Annotated in this window: 16 protein-coding genes and 2 pseudogenes; 7 read left to right on the top strand and 11 right to left on the bottom strand. The window is 61.4% G+C overall.

All coding sequences use genetic code 11. The features are described from left to right. On the top strand, positions 1-261 hold a 261-nt coding region (locus VOY09_RS16985), incomplete at its 5' end, for an aldo/keto reductase (protein WP_323811297.1). Positions 262-375: 114 nt separating this feature from the next. On the opposite strand, the gene VOY09_RS16980 is transcribed toward VOY09_RS16985, so the two are convergent. The 5 genes from VOY09_RS16980 to VOY09_RS16960 form a co-directional block, all read right to left on the bottom strand. Next, positions 376-966 (bottom strand): histidine phosphatase family protein, encoded by a 591-nt coding sequence (locus VOY09_RS16980; protein ID WP_322895550.1) that lies wholly within the window; start codon positions 964-966, stop codon positions 376-378. Then, positions 963-2,003 (bottom strand): ABC transporter ATP-binding protein, encoded by a 1,041-nt coding sequence (locus tag VOY09_RS16975; RefSeq protein ID WP_322895551.1) that lies wholly within the window; start codon positions 2,001-2,003, stop codon positions 963-965. The genes VOY09_RS16980 and VOY09_RS16975 overlap by 4 nt, the downstream gene beginning before the upstream one ends. A gap of 7 nt (positions 2,004-2,010) precedes the next feature. Then, positions 2,011-3,744: an iron ABC transporter permease gene (locus tag VOY09_RS16970; RefSeq protein WP_322895552.1), complete on the bottom strand. Its 1,734-nt coding sequence runs from the start codon at positions 3,742-3,744 to the stop codon at positions 2,011-2,013. A gap of 78 nt (positions 3,745-3,822) precedes the next feature. Further along, positions 3,823-4,938 (bottom strand): ABC transporter substrate-binding protein, encoded by a 1,116-nt coding sequence (locus VOY09_RS16965; protein ID WP_322895553.1) that lies wholly within the window; start codon positions 4,936-4,938, stop codon positions 3,823-3,825. 86 nt (positions 4,939-5,024) lie between these two features. Beyond that, entirely contained in the window at positions 5,025-5,861 is an 837-nt protein-coding gene (locus VOY09_RS16960; RefSeq protein WP_322895554.1) for a MurR/RpiR family transcriptional regulator, read from the bottom strand. Between the two features lie 187 nt (positions 5,862-6,048). Here VOY09_RS16960 and VOY09_RS16955 point away from each other — a divergent pair. Further along, a pseudogene (locus VOY09_RS16955) lies at positions 6,049-6,237 on the top strand (IS5/IS1182 family transposase); the annotation flags it as partial. A gap of 298 nt (positions 6,238-6,535) precedes the next feature. Here VOY09_RS16955 and VOY09_RS16950 read toward each other — a convergent pair. After that, complete coding sequence (locus VOY09_RS16950) at positions 6,536-7,318, bottom strand: ZIP family metal transporter (protein WP_322895555.1); 783 nt, start codon at positions 7,316-7,318, stop codon at positions 6,536-6,538. A 188-nt stretch (positions 7,319-7,506) separates the two neighbouring features. On the opposite strand from VOY09_RS16950, the gene VOY09_RS16945 reads away from it, so the two are divergent. Beyond that, complete coding sequence (locus VOY09_RS16945) at positions 7,507-8,178, top strand: L,D-transpeptidase (protein WP_322895556.1); 672 nt, start codon at positions 7,507-7,509, stop codon at positions 8,176-8,178. A gap of 75 nt (positions 8,179-8,253) precedes the next feature. On the opposite strand, the gene VOY09_RS16940 is transcribed toward VOY09_RS16945, so the two are convergent. From VOY09_RS16940 to VOY09_RS16920, 5 genes are read right to left on the bottom strand one after another with little or no spacing between them, the layout of a single operon-like run. Further along, positions 8,254-9,621 carry a M23 family metallopeptidase gene (locus VOY09_RS16940; protein ID WP_322895557.1) on the bottom strand — a complete coding sequence of 456 codons (1,368 nt, stop codon included), beginning with the start codon at positions 9,619-9,621 and terminating at the stop codon, positions 8,254-8,256. Next, positions 9,618-10,244, bottom strand: coding sequence for an SCO family protein (locus VOY09_RS16935; RefSeq protein WP_322895558.1), 627 nt, complete (start codon positions 10,242-10,244; stop codon positions 9,618-9,620). Before VOY09_RS16935 ends, VOY09_RS16940 begins: the two co-directional genes overlap by 4 nt. Continuing rightward, positions 10,244-10,702, bottom strand: a complete 459-nt coding sequence (locus VOY09_RS16930) for a copper chaperone PCu(A)C (protein ID WP_416236771.1) — start codon at positions 10,700-10,702, stop codon at positions 10,244-10,246. The genes VOY09_RS16935 and VOY09_RS16930 overlap by 1 nt, the downstream gene beginning before the upstream one ends. A 27-nt stretch (positions 10,703-10,729) precedes the next feature. Beyond that, positions 10,730-11,389, bottom strand: a complete 660-nt coding sequence (locus VOY09_RS16925; protein WP_322895560.1) for a DsbA family protein — start codon at positions 11,387-11,389, stop codon at positions 10,730-10,732. Beyond that, positions 11,386-11,838 carry a disulfide bond formation protein B gene (locus tag VOY09_RS16920; RefSeq protein ID WP_322895626.1) on the bottom strand — a complete coding sequence of 151 codons (453 nt, stop codon included), beginning with the start codon at positions 11,836-11,838 and terminating at the stop codon, positions 11,386-11,388. The genes VOY09_RS16925 and VOY09_RS16920 overlap by 4 nt, the downstream gene beginning before the upstream one ends. Positions 11,839-12,175: 337 nt before the next feature. On the opposite strand from VOY09_RS16920, the pseudogene VOY09_RS16915 reads away from it, so the two are divergent. The 4 genes and pseudogenes from VOY09_RS16915 (at position 12,176) to VOY09_RS16900 (ending at position 14,879) form a co-directional block, all read left to right on the top strand. After that, positions 12,176-12,772 (top strand): annotated as a pseudogene (locus VOY09_RS16915) (RuBisCO large subunit C-terminal-like domain-containing protein). A gap of 33 nt (positions 12,773-12,805) precedes the next feature. Next, entirely contained in the window at positions 12,806-12,982 is a 177-nt protein-coding gene (locus VOY09_RS16910; RefSeq protein WP_322895561.1) for a hypothetical protein, read from the top strand. A 65-nt stretch (positions 12,983-13,047) separates the two neighbouring features. Next, positions 13,048-13,479: an OsmC family peroxiredoxin gene (locus tag VOY09_RS16905; RefSeq protein ID WP_322895562.1), complete on the top strand. Its 432-nt coding sequence runs from the start codon at positions 13,048-13,050 to the stop codon at positions 13,477-13,479. Between the two features lie 206 nt (positions 13,480-13,685). Beyond that, positions 13,686-14,879 (top strand): M24 family metallopeptidase, encoded by a 1,194-nt coding sequence (locus tag VOY09_RS16900; protein ID WP_322895563.1) that lies wholly within the window; start codon positions 13,686-13,688, stop codon positions 14,877-14,879. Positions 14,880-14,922 lie beyond the last annotated feature (43 nt).

Genomic DNA, 14,922 nt, shown 5'->3' with positions numbered 1-14,922 from the left:
GTTCCTTATGATGTCGCTTTGGATGCTGTTGACGAGATCCGTCCGCTGGTGCCGGGCGGCGCGACCATGGCGCAGATGGCGCTCCGCTGGATCCTGATGAACGACGCCGTTTCGGTTGTTATTCCCGGCGCTCGTCGGCCCGATCAGGCAAAGGCGAATGCGGAAGCCGATGCGCTCGCGCCCCTCTCGCCGGAGACGATGGACAAGGTGCGCGACATATATGAGGCGCGCATTGCACCGCATGTCCATCAGCTGTGGTAGCTTGACGCGCGTCGGTGCCCTGATCCGCTTCACGCGACCTTTCATCTGACAGGGTTCGGGCCCCGTTCACTTGCAGCGCACCTAATCTCGCAAGGCCCTTTTCCCGACCGCCGCTCAATCCGGAGCGTCCAAAGACAGCCCGTCAGCGGTCACATTCATCGCTTCCAGTTTGGCCTTGCCGCCGCGAAAAGCAAGCACTGTCAGACTGGCGGGGCCGACCGGAAGAAGCCGGTCCGGCGACAGGCCGATCAGCCCGTCAAGCAAGGCGCGGATCACACCGCCATGGCAGACCATCAAGATTGTGTCCTCTCCGCTGGCTTGCGCCGCTGTGACCGCCGATTGCGCCCGCATGCGGAATGCTGGCCATGTTTCACCCCCTTGCGGGGCATAGCTGCCGGCGCGCCAGCCTTGAAACTGCACCGGATCAAGGGTGCCGATTTCCTGACCTGTCCAATCACCCACCTCGATTTCACGCAGCAGGGGGTCCGGCCTTGCATCGGGGTAACCAAGAAGGTCCGCCGTTTGCCGCGCACGTTGCAAATCCGATGTCAGCACGACATCAGGTGCCAGACGGTCGATCAGCGGCGCGAGTGCGCGCGCCTGCGCCATGCCGCGCTCTGACAGGGGCATATCAGCCTGACCTTGCAACCGGCGCGTGGCATTCCAGATGCTTTCGCCGTGGCGCACCAATAACAATTTTTTCATGACAACCGCCTGCCTTCTGCGTCAAACACCGCCGACGGGGTGGGGGGCAGCCGGAAATGCAGATCCGCCGGGATCGGATGGGCCGCATCTGTGACCGCGGTCAGCCGCTGCCCCTGCACCATGCCGGTGACCAGCCGCCGTCCGGCCATCGGCACCACCTCAACCAATTGGGCGGCCACGGCATCCGGTCCGGGCGCGTCAGCCATCATCAGATCTTCTGCGCGCACCATGCCATGCCCGTTGGCCCCGGGCAGAGCAGGGCAGGGCAGCGTGCCGAACCAGGCGCCATCCTGCACCGGGATCAGATTGGCGGGTGGCGTGCCGATGAACCGCGCGACAAAGGCGGAAGCCGGGTCCGACAGCAACCGTTCCGGTGTGTCGAATTGTTCGACCCGCCCACCGTTCAGCACCGCGACATGAGTCGCCATCGTCATCGCCTCGATCTGGTCATGGGTGACATAGACTGCCGTTGCTTTCGTGGCGCGGTGGACGCGCAGCAATTCGGTCCGCATTTCGACCCGCAAGGTTGCATCCAGATTGGACAGGGGTTCATCGAACAGCAGTACTTTCGGACGCGGCGCGATCATCCGCGCGATGGCGACACGCTGTTGCTGGCCGCCCGAAATCTCGCCCGGATAGCGCGCGGCAAGTCCGGCCACGCCCAGCATCTCCAGCGCCTCAGCGACGCGGGCGCGCTGTTCGTCCCGGCTCAGACCGGCCACGCGCAATGGCCAGGCGACATTGCCAGCGACGCTCATATGCGGCCAGAGCGCATAGGATTGGAACACCAGCCCGGCATCGCGCCGCCCCGGTTCCAGCGTGAAGCCGCGCGCCGCATCGGCGATGATCTTGTCGTCAAAGCGGATCACCCCGGCGGTCGGATGTTCCAGCCCCGCCAGCATCCGCAGGATCGTGGTCTTGCCGCAGCCCGAGGGGCCAAGCAGCACCAGAAACGCCCCTTCGGGAACAGAAAGGCTTACATCCTGCACAGCCATTGCGGTGCCGAAAGTTTTGCCAAGATTATCAAGCGTGATCATAAATTCCTCATGAAGAAAGCCAGGGCCGGTTGCGCCCGCGCAAAAGCGCGGCAAGCCCGGCGGCAAGGGTGGAGATCGCGAGGATCACCAAAGTCACCGCATTGGCGAATTGGTGAAATCCATCGGAGGCATAGCGATAGGACAACACCGACAACAGCGGCGTGGTCGGCGTGTAAAGCAGCACGACAATGGCCAGATCGCTGATAACATTGACAAAGCACAGCAAAAGGCTGGCGATCAGCCCTCGGCTGGCCAAGGGTAATGTGATCGCGCCGATCCGGCGGAAGAACCCCGCGCCGGTCAGCCGTGCCGCCTCATCAATATCGCCGGAAATCTGCGCCACGGTCGCGCGCCCGGTCTGCACCGCAAAGGGCAACATCGCGGCGGTCAGCGCCAGTGAGAGCAGCGTCGAGGTGCCGTAAAGCGCAGGCAGCGGGCCGATGGGCGCGCCATAAAGTGCGATATAGGCCGCGCCAAAGGCGATACCGGGCAGCAGCATCGGCAGAAAGCTCAGCTGGCTGACAGCCTCGCTGATGCCGCGCAGGCGGTGGCGGGTCAGGGCGACGGCGATCAGGATGCCGATCACATTGGCGATCAGCGCCACGACCGCGCCAAGGCCCATGGTCAGTGCCAAAGCGCGCAACAATTGCGGATTGTTCAGCACACCGGCCTGCCCACGGGCAAAGGCGGGATCAGTGGCCCCGATCCAGAAATGCAGGGTCCAGTCGGAAAACAGCGCCGAGGCCATCGGCGCAAGGCTGGCCGCGATCAGCAGGATGATCGGCATGATTGTCGTCAGCAGACAGATCAGCAGCGCGATTGCCGTCAGCGGCAGCCGCGCGCCACCCAGCGCAAACCGCCGTGCGCGCCCGCCCTTGCCGCTGATCGTGGCAAAGCTGCGCCGCCCGGACAGGATACGGTTACCAAAGGCCAGAAACACCGCGGAAATCACGATCAGCAGAATGGCAAGGACATAGCCGCGCTCGACCTGACCAATTTCGATCATGCCAAACAGCCGGGTCGAAAGCGTCTGCATCCGCACTGGCAAGCCCAACAACGCGGGTGCTGCGAAATTCGATACGGCAGCGGCAAAGCACAGCGATCCGCCCGCGATGATCGCAGGCATCACGACCGGCAGCACGATGCCGAACAAAACCCGCTTGCGGCTGGCACCGGTCATCTGGGCGGCTTCGACCAGATCGCCGTTCACCGTGGCCAAAGCGGCTGCGATCACGGTAAAGGCCAGCGCGTAATAATGCGCGATCAGCACGATCATCGTCGGAATCATGCCCCAGGCCAGCGCATCGGGCACGTTGATCCCGATCCCTTCCAACAGCCCACCACCGCCGCCGACACGGCCGTTGCGAAATACCGTGCCCCAGGCAAGTGCCGTGGCAAAGCTGGGGATCATGAAAGGAAGTGTGGCCAGAAACCCGATCAGCCCGCGATAGGGCATATCGGTCATCACCACGAGCCAGGCCAGAAAGCCACCGATCAGGATACAGCCGATGGCGACACCGAAGCCAAGGATCATCGTATTGGCCGCAGGCCGCCAGAACAGGTTGGGCGACAAGGGGCTGGCCAGCACATCGCGCCACGCGCCGATCCGGTCAGGGTCAAGGGTCTGCATCAGGATCGTCAGCAAAGGGGCCGCGACCAGCAGCACCAGCACCAGCAGCACGACAAGGTTCAGGCCAAGCCCTTTGGGCAAGTGCAACTGGCGAAATGCCCGGGTGGTCATGATCTGGGTCTTTCTTTCGGGGTCGTTGACAAAACGGGCGGGCAGGGAGGTCCTGCCCGCCCCAGCTTGCAGATCGGGTTACTGCACTTGCAGGATCAGATCAGCCACTTCGGCCCGGATCGTTGCGGTCTGCTGCGGATCAATTTGCCAGCCGTTGAAATCCGCAAGCGGGATCGCATCAGGATGCGGGGTGATATCGGTCCGTGTCGCCCAATCGCCTGCGACATAGAACGGCGCAAAACCATCACCACCTGTGTCGCTGTCGTCACCCATCAGGAAATCCATGGCGAGCCGTGCGGCGGCAGGGTTCGGTGCCTCGGGGTTCAGCGCCAGCAGTGCCGGAAAGACGATACCATTCGATGGGGTGACATCATTGGCGACCTGCAAGGCCCAGCCTTCGTCTTCATTGTCGCGGCGGTCAGAATAAGAGGTGAAACCGATCGGTGCCGCCTCTTGCCCTGTCGCACCAATGGCAACATTCACGTCATCAGTGGACCCGAACAGCACAACATCATTGGCGAAAAGATCGACGATGAATTGCCGACCGGCATCGGCGATCCCGTCATCCAGCGTGATTTCCTCGCCAAAGGCTGCTTCATAAGCCACAGCCATTTCATCGGCGCGCAACACGATTTCGGTCATCAGATCAAGGTAATCGCCGCGCTGCAACGGATCGACCATCATCACACGGCCATTCCATTCCGGCTGTGTCAGCTCCCACAGGTTGCTGACGGGCGCGCCGTCGGGATAGCTTTCTTCATTATACATCAGCACTTTGGTCGAAAGGCGCTGTTGCAGCAGCGGTGATTTCGCGCTGTCTGGCAGTGCATCGGCAATGCGCGGCGGCACGTAAGGCGCCATCAATCCGGAATCGAGCAATTCTGTCAGCACCACCGGCGCGTCCGAGACATAGATCACATCGGCATTGGCGATCCCGGCGCTGGCTTCGCTGCGCAGCCGCGCGATCATCTCGGTCGAGGACATATCGAAACCGATCATGTCGATCCCGGGATAGGCGGCTTCAAACGCTTCTTCCACGCGGCCAATGCGGCTGGTGAAAGCATAGACAGTGACCGACCCTTCCGTCTGCGCCAAAGGCAACAGGTCGGCGGCAGTCATAGTGTCAAGATCTTGGGCCAAGGCTGCATTTGCCAGCGGCAAGCTCAGGCAAAGAGAGAAAAGAACAGTGCGCATCATATGATTCCTTTGGATCAGGGGTGATGCTGATGAATGTAGGTTAAACTTGCAACAAATTTATGACGTGCAAGTTAACTTGCAAGTTAATCCTCGAAAGAGGCGATCAAAGGCCCGAGCCTTTCCAGCATGTGCAAGGCCGCCTCTCCTCTCTCTGCCGCCAAGGCCAGCACCAGCGCGTTACAAAGAGCCATCGGCACGGTCAGCGTCTGAAACCCCTCGCGCGCGCCCGATCTTGGTGCGGCCAGCAACTGGTCTGGCGGCGGGGCCAGCGCGGGCCCCAGACTGCCTGAAATCGCCAAAGTCGCCGCGCCGCGCTGTTGTGCCAGCGCGATGATACGCGCGTAATCGCGCGGCTGGCGACGAAAGGCGAAGAGCAGCACGGCATCATCCTTGCCCAGCGTCAGCATCTGTTCTGCCAGATCGCGGGCATCGCCGCGCAGCAGCACGGTCGCCACCCCCATCCGGCGCAGGCGGCGGTCCATGAGCACCGCCAAAGCCTCGGCATTGCCGCGCGCGAATAAAAAGACCCGGGGACGGTTCAGCAATTGCACTGCGGCGGCGATCTGACGGTCCTGCACATAATCGCCCAGCCGGGTCAGCGCGGCGATTTCTTCGGCAATCAAAAGCGGCAGAAAGCCTTTTTCCTGCGCCCCGCTCAGCGTCTGCGCCACGCGGTCAGAGGGTGATCCATTGGTCAGAAACTCTGCGCGCAGATGGTCGCGGAAATCAGCATAGCTGTCAAAGCCCAGCTTGCGCGCCAACCGCGATGTCGTGGCCTCATGCGCGCCGATCCGTGCCGCAAATTCTGCCGAGGTGCCAAGTGCAATCTCGCGCGGGGATTGCATGAGTTCTGCCACCAACCGACCCTCAGTGCCGGTCAGCCGATCGGCGATTTTTTGAACACGTTCGATAAGGGTCATGAGGTTATGCAGTCTTCTGATTGGCAAAAACACTCCGTAGTCCATAGTGCAGATACGGTGCCCTCTGCAAACTCTGACAATGTGTCTTGGCCGTTTTGGCAAAAAAGAATTCACATCGCTCTGCAGGCATGATTCAAGCTGGTATCTGCAATCGAGTAGGCGTTCTTTGAACTGTTTATTCTGTCAGTCCGGGCGCAAGCCGACCAACCACCGCCTTGTTCCTGAAGGGATTTTCTGGATCGCTCGCACGGGCGCCCCGCGACAGGGTTTAGGCCGCTCAAGAGGTGGCTTTACGACCAAAATCCACCTCCAGGTCAACGCTGCTGGTCTGCCCGTGAGGACCGACATCACACCCGGTGGGGCATCCGATTGGACACTCAACTTGACTGGGTGTGACAGCTGTCACGCTATCTGGGCGTTTCTCGATCTGTCCCAAAGGTGCTGACGGCAGACAGGTCAGATACGTCAATTAATGTAACCGCCCCTTCTTTCCTGTGTCTGTCACGGTGAGATTTTTTCTGGGAAGAAGCGCGATAAGCTCTTGAAGCTCTAGTTGCTGTAGGTGTTAGCAGCGTCAGACCTGAAAGAAAACGAAGGTCGATATGATGCCAGAATACCTGCAGCGACCAGATGGCGCCGGTCCCTAACATGAACGGACGTCTTATATGTCCGGTTCACCCGAGCCAGACGTCCAGAAAGAGCATGATCACCAGCCCGATCGACAGACCCAGCGTCGCCTTGTTCTGGTGTCCGTTGCGGTGGGTTTCCGGGATGATCTCGTGACTGATGACATAAAGCATAGCACCTGCAGCAAAGGCGAGACCCCAAGGCAGCAGCGGTTCGGACAATGTGATGATGCCGGCACCCAGCACCCCGCCGACAGGCTCGACCATGCCGGTCAGTGCGGCGATGCCCCAGGCGCGCCATCTGGAATAGCCTTCACCCAAAAGCGAGACGGCAACGGCCAGCCCCTCGGGGGCGTTCTGCAGGCCGATCCCGATGGCCAGCGGCAGGCCACCGTCCACACCGCCCGACCCAAAGCCGACACCGACGGCAAGCCCTTCGGGGAAATTGTGGATGGTGATCGCGATGATGAAAAGCCAGACCCGCCGGAGCGAGGCGGCTTGCGGACCCTCGCGCCCCTGGGTGAAATGTTCATGCGGCAGTTTCTCGTTCATCAGCGCGACCGCGCCCATGCCGAGCAGGATCGATATGCAGACAATGGCGGGTGCCAGCGCTGCGGCTGTAAACTGCGTCTCTGCGGCGTCCAATGCCGGAATGATCAGCGAAAAGAACGATGCGGCCAGCATGACGCCAGCCGCGAAACCCAGCGACAGATCGCGCATCCCCCGCGTGGGAACGCGCCCGAACAGCACCGGAACCGCGCCAAGGGCCGTCAGCGACCCGGCGGCCAGACTGCCCAGAAAACCAAGCATGATGGGGGAAAGGTCAGTCACAGGTCGCTCCATGATGAGGTGATGGGATTGAAATTGGGTTTTCCAGACCGGGTCAGAACCGGCAAGCAGCAGGATACGTTCCGGGACGCGGCCAGGATCATTGATTTGTCCCGCAGATGGGACGGCATCTTCGGCGCATAAGACCCCGGCCTTGCGACATTGCAGCATAACCAAAGGAGTTCGATTTCATGCTGACCAGACGCCATTTCATCACCGCGACCGCGGCACTGTTCTCGCCACCGATCAGCGGGGCGGCCTTTGCCAGTACATGGCCGACCGAGGCCCAGAAAGCGGCATGGGATGCACAGGTGACGCCGCCGTTTTACGATCCGGCCACAACGAACCCCTGGGGCCTGCACCCGCGCCTGTTGCCGCAACGTGTCGCTGCGCGTGCCGATCTGGTCCCCGGTGATATCCATGTCGATGCGGTGGCGCGCTATCTCTATCATATCGAAAAGAATGGGACGGCGATGCGTTATGGCGTGGCGATCGGGCGCGGCGGTCTTTACGAGCCGGGGGTCTACACGATCCAGCGCAAGGTGGCCTGGCCGCATTGGACGCCGACGGCAGATATGATCCGACGTGAGCCCGAAACTTATGCGCAATTCAAGGATGGGATGGAGCCCGGACCGCAGAATGCCTTGGGGTCGCGTGCGCTGTATCTTTATATCGGGGACCGTGACACCTATCTGCGGATTCACGGCACACCTTCGCCGCGCTCGATCGGCAGCCGGGCGAGTTCGGGCTGCGTGCGCATGGTCATGCCGCATATCAACGACCTTTACGAACAGGTTGAAACCGGCGTCACGGCGGTGCTCTATCCGGCGGAGGATGGTGGGATTGTCGCTGCGCATCGGTGATGATTTCGGTGGTCGTTTGCCTGATTGTATCAGCACTTGCATATCGGACAGCGAAAGGTCCGGCCGTTTCATGAGTCAGAGCCTTTCATTGCCGACAGGCGCGCGCCTGCCCGCGAGTTTCTCTGCGAGCAGGGCGCGGGCGTCGCGCAACATCGCGCGGGCAGTGTCGTCACCGGCGCTTTGCTCTGCGGCATCGGCAAGCCGGGCGTCTGAAAGCGGGTCGGTGGGGCGACCGTCCACGCGGACTTCGTAATGCAGGTTCGGGCCGGTTGCCGTGCCCGTCGCACCGACCCTGCCGATAATATCCCCCGCGGCAACCGTGTCGCCAACGCCAAGCCCGTCGGCTGTGGCGCTCAGGTGGGCATAAAGGGTTGTCGTAACGGAACCATGCGCGATCTCGATCACGCGGCCATAGCCGCCGCGCCGCCCGATAAAGCTGATCCGGCCCGGCGCGGTGGCATGGACCGGCGTCCCGCGCGCTGCCGCGAAATCGATGCCGGTATGCATGCGCGTATCGCCATAGACCGGATGCGTCCTGCGCCCGTAGACCGAGCTGAGCCGCGCGCCCTCGACCGGTAGCGCGAAGACCCGCATCACCTCACCGTTGCGGTAGAGGGTGGCACGGCCGGACCCGTCTTCGGGCCAGACAATCTCGAACAGGATATCCCCCAGATCAAGCGCCGCGAAGGACAGTTCGGGCTGGCCGATCATCTCGTCTCCCGCGCGGGTTTCCCGCCAGATCAGGCGCAGGGTTTCACCGCCGGAGAGATCCTGCCTGAAATCGACGGTGCTGCCGAGCATCTGCGCCAGATCGACCGCAAAGCGCGCTGGCATTCCGGCATCGTCGAGTGCCGCGAAGACCGAGCTTGTGATCCGGGTTTCACCTGCGCGGGTGATAAGTTCAGTCCTGGGTGTGACGATGCGCGTCTGCGGCTGTGCGCCGAAAACCGCCTCGATCCGGATGCCGTCATCGACTTCCAACGTGACGGTCTGAGCAACACCGGCAGGCGTTTCAACGACAGTCAGCCGGTGGCCCGGACGCAGCTGCCTAAGATCATATCCGGCCCCAAGCGCCAAAGCGATTTCGGCACGCAATGGTGCGGCGATTCCGGCCTCTGCCAGAACCATATCGAGCGTCTCGCCGGATGCGATCTCTCGCGACCATGTCCGGCGCGGCGGGTCAATGACGGGCAATGCGGTCTCGGCAATCGGGACAGCGGGTGGCACCGGCAGGATGAACGCGGGCGGTTTGTCGGGGCCGGTGAAATCTGCCTTGATCGGTGGTGTTGTTGCTGGCGATATCAGCGGGGCTGGCAACCACAGGTCAGCGGCGGCAAGCGGTGGCGGAACCGGGTCTTGCCGCCCTGCGCCGCTCAGCGCGAAAGTGGTGACGGATACGGCGCCTGCCAGAACCAGTCCTGTTACGAGGTAGGTCAGCTTCATGTCGGGGTCTCGGTTTCTGTCTGCAAAACGCGGCGGATCTTGGGCAACGCGAATTCCCGCGGTTCGTGATAATCGATTGTACCGGCAAACCGGCCAGTGACGTCGAACATCAACACGCTGGCCGTATGGTTCATCGTGTAATCGCCGTTATCGGCTGGCACCTTCTGATAGGTCGCGCGAAAGCCTGCGGCGGCGCGTGCGATCTGCGCTGGCGGGCCGGTCCAGCCACGGATCGCGGGATGGAAATAGCCGACATAATCTGCCATCGCTGCGACCGTATCGCGCGCGGGATCGACGGTGATGAAAACGACATTCAGCCGCCCGGCATCTGCGCCCAATGCATCAAGCCAGCCGGAAATATCCGCCAAGGTCGTCGGGCAGACGTCAGGGCAATAGGTGAAGCCGAAGAACACCAAGGCGGTGCGGCCTGCCAGAGTCTCGGGGCCCACTGGCTGGTTTTCATGATCCGTCAGGCGGAAGTCCATCTGCGTCAAGGCCAAAGGCCGCTCAGCCGCCTGTTCCGGCGCGCCGGGCCCATCCACTTGCCACCATCCGGCCAGAAAGGTCAGCCCGCATGCGCCAAGACCTGCTGCGCCATATCCAAGAAACGTTCGTCGCTGCATCAGTGACTGGGCCCACGTGCGGCAACACTCAGGACCGGCACGTCGATGGTGACTTCGCCGCCATCCGAAAAGACTAGCGTCAGGGGAAACATCTCGCCTTCGGTCATCGGGGCTTGCAGCTTCATCAGCATTGCATGCAGGCCGCCGGGTTTCAGGGTGACGCTGTCGCCCGGCGGAATGACAATCGCACCCGCAGGGGCCATGGAACTGACGCCAGCGGCATCGGTGGTGGTCTGGTGTATCTCGGTCCTCATGGCCAGCGGAGTCTTCAGCCCGGTCAGCGTCACCGCATCGTCGCCGATGTTCCGGACCGACATATAGGCAGCGCCGGGGCGATCCGTCCCGATTGCGGCACGCGCCCAAGGGTCTTCGATCACCACATCCTCAGATCCGGCGAGGGCGGGTGTGACCAGCGTTGTGGCGAGAAACATGATCGCGGCAAGGGTTACGTGTTGCATCATCTGTCCTTTCTGTTGAGTCCGCAGTTACGATTCAGTCGCGGCAACCGCTGCGGCCACCCGCGCGCGAAGTTCCTCCTCACCGAACGGGTCAAGCGGTCGGCCATTGACGAAGAAGGTCGGGGTTTGGCGGATGCCCAGGGTCTCTACGTCGGCGCGGTCTTGGTTCAGGACCGCCACGACGCCCGGCGCCAGCATCTGGTTGCGCGCGGCGGCGACATCGAGCCCGGCCGTCGCTGCAATCTCGAACAATAGCTCCGGATCAGGTGCGCCATGCGCGGCCCATCGCGGTTGTTCGCGCAAAAGTGCTGCCATCACCGGCTCATAAAGGTCCTGCATCCGCGCTGCTTCCAGCAGGCGGATCGCCTGAACCGAGGCTTCCCCGTGGAAGGCCGCATAGCGGATCGCAACGCGCACCGCATCGCCGTGTTCGGCCATGATGTCCTTCACCACCGGATAGAATGCGCGGCAGGCCTCGCAGGCCGGATCGAAAAATTCGACAATGGTCACCGGCGCATCCTGAGGACCAAGGATCGGTGCAGAGCCGCGCAACAGCGCGTCGTTCTGCGCCGAAGGCAGCGGCGCGGCGGTTGTGACAGGCGCAGGACGCGTGACATACCACGCCGCCCCGACAAAGGCGGCCAAAGCCAGAACAAGAATGGACACAATCAAAGGGCGGCGGGTCATCGGTGAGACTCCTTGAGGGAAAAGGCGGACAGGCCCGCGATCAGCGCGAAGGCCAGAAAAGACAGCAGCGGGATCGGTATCCCGAGGATCGACTGATTGGCATCGGTGCAGGACGGGCCGGTGGCGGTGCAGGGCCGGATCGGCTCGGGGATGACACCGAGGTAAAGACCCATATGCCAAAGCGCGACGGCCCCGCCGAGAAGGCTGAGCGCCAGAGAGTAGCGACCGACACCACGGTCTTGCCACCACAGGCCGAGACCCAGAACGACAGGCAGCGGGAACATGAAAGCGCGTTGATACCAGCACAGCAGGCAAGGCATCTGGCCCAAGACCTCGCCGATAAACAGCACCGACAGCGTCGCGACCAGCGCCACGGCCCATGCGGTGATCAGCGCCGTCTCGGATGTCAGCCGCGCCGTCACCCCATGGGTTTCTTGAAGAAATGTCAGTTTCAACGTGAATGACCTGCCGCTTGATTCCCGGTTTTGGATCGGCCTACACCCTCAAGCTGCTAGAGGTTCAACAGGAATCTTGAACTGACAGGGCCGCTGTCACAGAGTTTTTTACGATTGAATGCGATGCGGGGCATCAAAGCTGGCGGACACATCACGTGGCCGTTCGTTAGGGCGAGCGCGACGAGGGCTGCGGGATAAGTGAAACGCGAGACAAGCACGGACAACTCCATAAGGTTGTGGATGTTCGATGGAGACAGACCCCTCATGCTTCGATCACTAGAATGCTAAAATTGATTAGGTCTATCAAACAGAGCGGCAGGGCAAAAAGGTGATGTATGCGCTAAACATCACTGGTGAAATTGACCAGATGGCCCGACGCCTTGACCTGATTGCACAGCTGGGCGGCACCTGTGCCATGGTGTCGTTGCAATCGCTGGGTCTGGTCGGGCTGCGCTGGCTGCGCGACCGCTCTTCGCTGCCGATCCATGGGCATCGGAATGGGTGGGGCCTGCTGTCGCGGTCCCCTGACATCGGCATTGCCTTTCCGGCCATGTAAAAACTCTGGCGGCTGGCCGGGGTGGATCATCTGCATGTCAAGGGGCTGGGGAACAAATTCACCGAACCCGACGCCACGGTGATCGAATCGGCCCGCGCCTTGCAGGCACCCTTGGGCGAAGGAACACAGATGACGGCGCTGCCCGTGTTTTTATCAGGCCAGACCGCCTGGCAGGTCGGCCCGACAGCCGCCGCCTTGGGCAATGAGGATTTCCTGTTCTGCGCTGGTGGCGGGATCATGGGTCACCCCGACGGTCCGGGTGCCGGGGTCGCCGCGCTGCGGTTGGCCGCCAAGGCCCACCGGCAGGGCATCGACCCGCTGGTGTTTGCGCAGCAGCATCCGGCCTTGGCCAAAGCTCTGACACGGGGGTGACAGCCATGCAATTTTGTGACGACAGAGACTTTTATGATCGCGTTCTGGCTGGTGTGTTTACAGGATCTGCCGGACCCCGAGCGGATGGCGGATGGCGGATGGCGGATGCGGGGCTGCCGGTATCAGCAAAGACGTTTGATCTGGGAGATTTGTTCGGTGAGTATTGTTCCTGGCGATTTGAACGTCGATTTTGCTTTCCAGAAATCCTGACCTTGCCGCTTTACAGGAACCTGATCAGGCTTAGGTCGTTTCATAGGTAGTAAAAGGAGATGACCATGATCGACAAGTTCGGAACTGCAAACTGGAAGGGCACGATCAAGGACGGCGGAGGCACTGTTTCGACCGAAACGGCCGCGTTGAAGGACCACCCCTACGGTTTCAAAGCGCGCTTTGAGGACGGCGAAGGCACAAACCCGGAAGAGCTTGTCGGCGCGGCCCATGCCGCCTGTTTTGCGATGGCCCTGTCGCTGAACCTGACGGAAAACGACTTTGAGGCTGAAAACATCGATGTCAAATCGACTGTCTCGCTTGAGAAAGACCCGGCCGATGGTGGTTTCAAGGTTTCCAAAGCCCATATCGCGCTGACGGCGACGGTGCCCGGTCTCTCGGAAGAGAAATTCATGGAGCTTGCCAAAGCCACGGAAAAAGGTTGCCCGATCAGCAAGCTGCTGAACGCCGAGATCAGCATGGAGGCCAAACTGATCTGATTTGATGACGATGCGAAAGTGTTTGCGCGGTGGTGGCCCATCATCAAACACGTCCCAGCTGTGTCCGACTAAATGAACCTGCCGTAAATCGGTTTACTGACCTACGCGCATCGAAATGAATACTTTGATCGCAAAGTGACTGCTTTTGTCTTGCCGAAAGTTAACCCGCCGCTGATCCTTCATGTGATCAGATCAAAGGGAACAAGATGACCCAGACATTGCGACAAAATGATCCCGGCCTCTATCAGCGCAGGCGAGACGCTCTTGTGGCCGAACTGGGGCGGCCGGTTCTGGTGTTCGGGATGGGCAGCGCCTTGGGCGCGGGCAGCAAATCGCATGGCGCGCTGCGCTATCTGACGGGGTGGGATGGGCATGAATCCGCGTCGCTTCTTGTTCTGACACAGACTGGGGCCAGATTGATTTGCGCCAGCCCGTTTATGGTGCCGCTTGCCGCTGAAACCTTGCCGGAGCTGGACCCTGTCTATCTGCCGCCGGATCGCTGGGCGGGTCTGATCCGTGACCACATTCCCGCAGGCACCGTCGAGCTGATCGGGCTGGATGAATTGCCCATGGGCATCGCGCGCCATCTGCATCCCGTCATCCGCGAAGACGACACGGCCAGCGCGGTGCTGGACCGGATGCGGGTGATCAAGGAACCTGCCGCCCTTGAACTGCACCGCGCCGGGGCTGCGATTTGTGATGCTATCTTTGCCCGGCTGCCTTCTGTCCTGACTGTTGGGGCATCAGTTGCTGACGCGCAGCGCGACCTGGAGAGCTTTGCTGTGTCGCAAGGCGCTGATGCGTGCCGGATGTGGCTGACGATACGTCCGCAAGCGGACCGTCCGAGATACTGGCCGGAAGAAACGCAAGGCTTTGTCGGGGCGGGGGATCAGGTGCTGGTCGGAATCGCCCTGACCGTGGACGGTCATTGGGCGCATGGCATCAGGATGGGCGCCGTCGGTCAGATGCGCCCAGACCACGCGCGACTACTGGATATCGTGGCGGTCTGTTTGCGCGCCGGGCTGGATCATGCGCGCCCCGGCCTGCCGCTGACCGATCTGGTGGATGCGATGGAGGATACATTCCGCGCCGGTACACTGAGTCTGGACCGCCATGATCTGCAACGCTTCCGCTTTGGGCATGGTTTGGGTATGTCCTATGAGGACCCAATCCTGACCGATGCTTTCGTGCAGAGTTTTGGGGTTAAAGCCCCTGCGAAAAGGCCCGATGGTGCTGGCGGAATTCTCGCGCCGGGGATGGTGCTGGAACTGCATCCGAATTTGTTTCTGCCCGGTGTCGGCGGTGCGGCTTTGGGTGAGATGGTGATTATCGGTGAAACAGGGGCCGAAACGCCGATCACGACCCCGCTGACGCCAATTCTTTTTGGGTCTGATTACTAAATCTGATCAACTTGGATAAAATATCAAAATTCGACTTATTCGT

This window comes from Yoonia sp. 67-2, assembly GCF_035117555.1.
Classification (GTDB): domain Bacteria; phylum Pseudomonadota; class Alphaproteobacteria; order Rhodobacterales; family Rhodobacteraceae; genus Yoonia.
Note: the sequence above shows the minus strand (reverse complement) of the source record. Positions and strands in the feature narration are given on the sequence as shown.

What these genes read in the sequence shown, in the direction of transcription:
- VOY09_RS16910 (WP_322895561.1), top strand. Translation starts at nt 12,806, where the DNA reads ATGATCGCGTTCTGGCTGGTGTGTTTACAGGATCTGCCGGACCCCGAG.
- VOY09_RS16980 (WP_322895550.1), bottom strand. Translation starts at nt 966, where the DNA reads ATGAAAAAATTGTTATTGGTGCGCCACGGCGAAAGCATCTGGAATGCC.
- VOY09_RS16930 (WP_416236771.1), bottom strand. Translation starts at nt 10,702, where the DNA reads ATGCAACACGTAACCCTTGCCGCGATCATGTTTCTCGCCACAACGCTG.
- VOY09_RS16935 (WP_322895558.1), bottom strand. Translation starts at nt 10,244, where the DNA reads ATGCAGCGACGAACGTTTCTTGGATATGGCGCAGCAGGTCTTGGCGCA.
- VOY09_RS16900 (WP_322895563.1), top strand. Translation starts at nt 13,686, where the DNA reads ATGACCCAGACATTGCGACAAAATGATCCCGGCCTCTATCAGCGCAGG.
- VOY09_RS16965 (WP_322895553.1), bottom strand. Translation starts at nt 4,938, where the DNA reads ATGCGCACTGTTCTTTTCTCTCTTTGCCTGAGCTTGCCGCTGGCAAAT.
- VOY09_RS16960 (WP_322895554.1), bottom strand. Translation starts at nt 5,861, where the DNA reads ATGACCCTTATCGAACGTGTTCAAAAAATCGCCGATCGGCTGACCGGC.
- VOY09_RS16975 (WP_322895551.1), bottom strand. Translation starts at nt 2,003, where the DNA reads ATGATCACGCTTGATAATCTTGGCAAAACTTTCGGCACCGCAATGGCT.
- VOY09_RS16925 (WP_322895560.1), bottom strand. Translation starts at nt 11,389, where the DNA reads ATGACCCGCCGCCCTTTGATTGTGTCCATTCTTGTTCTGGCTTTGGCC.
- VOY09_RS16970 (WP_322895552.1), bottom strand. Translation starts at nt 3,744, where the DNA reads ATGACCACCCGGGCATTTCGCCAGTTGCACTTGCCCAAAGGGCTTGGC.
- VOY09_RS16940 (WP_322895557.1), bottom strand. Translation starts at nt 9,621, where the DNA reads ATGAAGCTGACCTACCTCGTAACAGGACTGGTTCTGGCAGGCGCCGTA.
- VOY09_RS16905 (WP_322895562.1), top strand. Translation starts at nt 13,048, where the DNA reads ATGATCGACAAGTTCGGAACTGCAAACTGGAAGGGCACGATCAAGGAC.
- VOY09_RS16945 (WP_322895556.1), top strand. Translation starts at nt 7,507, where the DNA reads ATGCTGACCAGACGCCATTTCATCACCGCGACCGCGGCACTGTTCTCG.